3 protein-coding genes are annotated in these 2,539 nt (G+C 73.4%); all 3 read right to left on the reverse strand.

Annotated elements, in window-relative coordinates:
- Positions 1–94 precede the first annotated feature (94 nt).
- The 3 genes from HGA02_RS16075 to HGA02_RS16085 all read right to left on the reverse strand — a co-directional run bounded on the left by HGA02_RS16075 (position 95) and on the right by HGA02_RS16085 (position 2,441).
- Positions 95–391 (reverse strand): HPr family phosphocarrier protein, encoded by a 297-nt coding sequence (locus HGA02_RS16075; RefSeq protein ID WP_124343827.1) that lies wholly within the window; start codon positions 389–391, stop codon positions 95–97.
- 65 nt (positions 392–456) lie between these two features.
- On the reverse strand, positions 457–1,989 hold the full coding sequence (locus HGA02_RS16080; RefSeq protein ID WP_168680096.1) for a PTS fructose transporter subunit IIC: 1,533 nt from the start codon (positions 1,987–1,989) through the stop codon (positions 457–459).
- Complete coding sequence (locus HGA02_RS16085; RefSeq protein WP_168680097.1) at positions 1,986–2,441, reverse strand: PTS sugar transporter subunit IIA; 456 nt, start codon at positions 2,439–2,441, stop codon at positions 1,986–1,988. The genes HGA02_RS16080 and HGA02_RS16085 overlap by 4 nt, the downstream gene beginning before the upstream one ends.
- Positions 2,442–2,539: the final 98 nt, after the last annotated feature.

The following is a 2,539-nucleotide window of genomic DNA, read 5'->3' on the forward strand; positions in this document are numbered from 1 at the left end:
ACGACGCTCTTCCGATCTACGCCGACGCCGCGCAGCACGCGGTCGGCGTCGCGCGTGACCGGGGCGTCGGGCGTGGCCGGCGCGGTCGGCGTGCTCACGAGCCCGTGCCGGAGGCCGCCGGGGCGTCCTCCGCGTCGAGGTCGGTCTCGAGCAGCGTGACGAGGTCGTCGAGCACGCGCTCGGCGCCGTCGTCGGTGCTGAGCGTGACCTCCTCGCCGTGCGGGACGCCGAGCGACATGACGAACAGGATGCTGCTCGCGTCGACGGGGTCGCCGCCCGGGCGGGCGATGGTCACCGGGACGCCGGTCGCGGCGACGGCGTTCGTGAAGATCATCGCGGGGCGGGCGTGCAGCCCGACGCGGGACGCGACGACGGCGGTGCGCTGAGCCATGGTGCTGGTCCTCCGGGGTTCGTGCCGGTGTCTACGGGTACGGCTGTCGGGTGCCGGTGCGACCGTCAGGCCGCCTGGGCCACGAGGGCCGCCTGCTCGTCGGCGGCCTGCTCGGCCTCGACCAGCGGGTTGGGCTTGGCGCTCTTGAGCGCGATGACGATCGCGGCCATGACGACCACGCCGATCGCGATCGCGAGGATGAACCCGAGCGGGTTGCCGATGAGCGGGAGCACCCAGATGCCGCCGTGCGGGGCGCGCAGCGTGCAGCCGAACGCCATGACGATCGCGCCCGTGGCGGCCGAGCCGGCGACGGACGACACGATCACGCGCCACGGGTCGGCGGCGGCGAACGGGATCGCGCCCTCGGAGATGAACGACGCCCCGAGCAGCCAGGCGGCCTTGCCGTTCTCCTGCTCGGCGTGCGTGAACAGCTTCTTGCGGACGACGGTCGCGAGCGCCATGGCGAGCGGCGCGACCATGCCCGCGGCCATGACGGCGGCCATCACCTTGTACTGCGTGGCGTCGGCGTCGAGGCCCTCGGTCGCGAGGCCGGTCACGGCGAACGTGTACGCGACCTTGTTGATCGGACCGCCGAGGTCGAAGCCCATCATCGCGCCGAGCAGCAGGCCGAGCAGGACGAGGTTCGAGCCGGACAGGCCGTTGAGCCACGAGCTCAGGCCGTCCATGAGCGACGCGATCGGGCGGCCGATGATGACGAACATCACGAGGCCGACGACGAACGACGACAGCAGCGGGATCACCACGACGGGCATCACGCCGCGCACGCCCTTGGGGACCTTCCAGCGGGCGATCCAGAGGGCGACGAACCCGGCGAGGAAGCCGGTGACGAGGCCGCCGAGGAAGCCGGCGCCCACGAGCACGGAGATCGAGCCGCCGACGAAGCCGGGCACCAGGCCGGGCCGGTCGGCGATCGCGTACGCGATGAACCCGGACAGCACGGGCACGAGGAACCCGAACGCCACGCCGCCCGTCTGGAACAGCAGCACCGCCCAGTCCTGCAGCGACACGACGTTGAACGACGTCATGAGGTCGTCGAGCGGCACCTCGGTGACGCGCACGACGCCCTCGTCGCCCCACGCGAGCTGCGCGAGCATGAACGACAGGGCGATGAGGATCCCGCCCGCGGCGACGAACGGGATCATGTACGACACGCCCGTCATGAGCCACTGCCGGATGCGCGTGCCGACGCCGGCGTTGCTGTCGACCTTCGTCGTCGGCCCGGCAGGGCCCGAGCCCGGCGCGTGCCCGGTGGCGACGGGAGCCGGGACACCCGACTCGACGGCCGCGACGGCGGCCGCGATGACGCCCGGGGCGTCGTGCACGGCCTTCTTGACGCCGACGTCGACGAACGGCTTGCCGGCGAACCGGTCCTTGTCCTTGACCTCGAGGTCCGCGGCGTAGATCACGCCGTCCGCGTCGGCGATGACGCGCGGGTCGAGCGGCATCGAGCCCGCGGCCCCCTGCGTCTCGACGGCGACCTCGTGACCGGCGGCGCGGCCGGCCTGCTCGAGGGCCTCGGCGGCCATGTACGTGTGCGCGATCCCCGTGGGGCACGAGGTGACGGCGACGAGCTTCATGCGGGCACGACCTCTCGGGTGACGATCTCGGCGACGGTCGCGGCGTCCGGCGCGTCCTTGAGCGACGTCCGGAACGACTCGTGCACGAGCCGCCGGGCGAGCGCGGCGAGGATCTGCAGGTGCGCGCTGTCCCCGGAGTCGGGCGCGGCGATGAGGAAGACGAGCGTCGCAGGCCCGTCGGGCGCGCCGAAGTCGACGCCGCCGGGCACCTTGCCGACGGCGAGGCTCGGCACGGTGACGTGCGCGGAGCGGGCGTGCGGCAGGCCGATGCCGCCGGGCATGCCGGTCGCCATCTGCGCCTCGCGGGCGCGCACGTCGGCGTGGAACCCGTCGGCGTCGGTCACGCGCCCGGAGGCGGCGAGCAGGTCGATGAGCTGGCGGGTCGCGTCGTCGCGGTCCGTGGCGACGAGGTCGACGGCGACCAGGTCGGCGGTGATGAGGGGGGTGGTCACGTCACAGCTCCTTCAGCGCGGTACGGGGGTCGGGGTTCTCGACGACGCGGACGGCGTCGGTGTCGATCTGGTCGGGGGTGGGGACCGCGGTCCCGGGG

The sequence above is a fragment of the Cellulomonas septica genome, from assembly GCF_012396155.1.
Classification (GTDB): Bacteria; Actinomycetota; Actinomycetes; order Actinomycetales; family Cellulomonadaceae; genus Cellulomonas; species Cellulomonas septica.

Excerpts from the sequence above, each read along its gene's own strand:
- HGA02_RS16075 (WP_124343827.1), bottom strand. The coding sequence starts at position 391 with ATGGCTCAGCGCACCGCCGTCGTCGCGTCCCGCGTCGGGCTGCACGCC.
- HGA02_RS16080 (WP_168680096.1), bottom strand. The coding sequence starts at position 1,989 with ATGAAGCTCGTCGCCGTCACCTCGTGCCCCACGGGGATCGCGCACACG.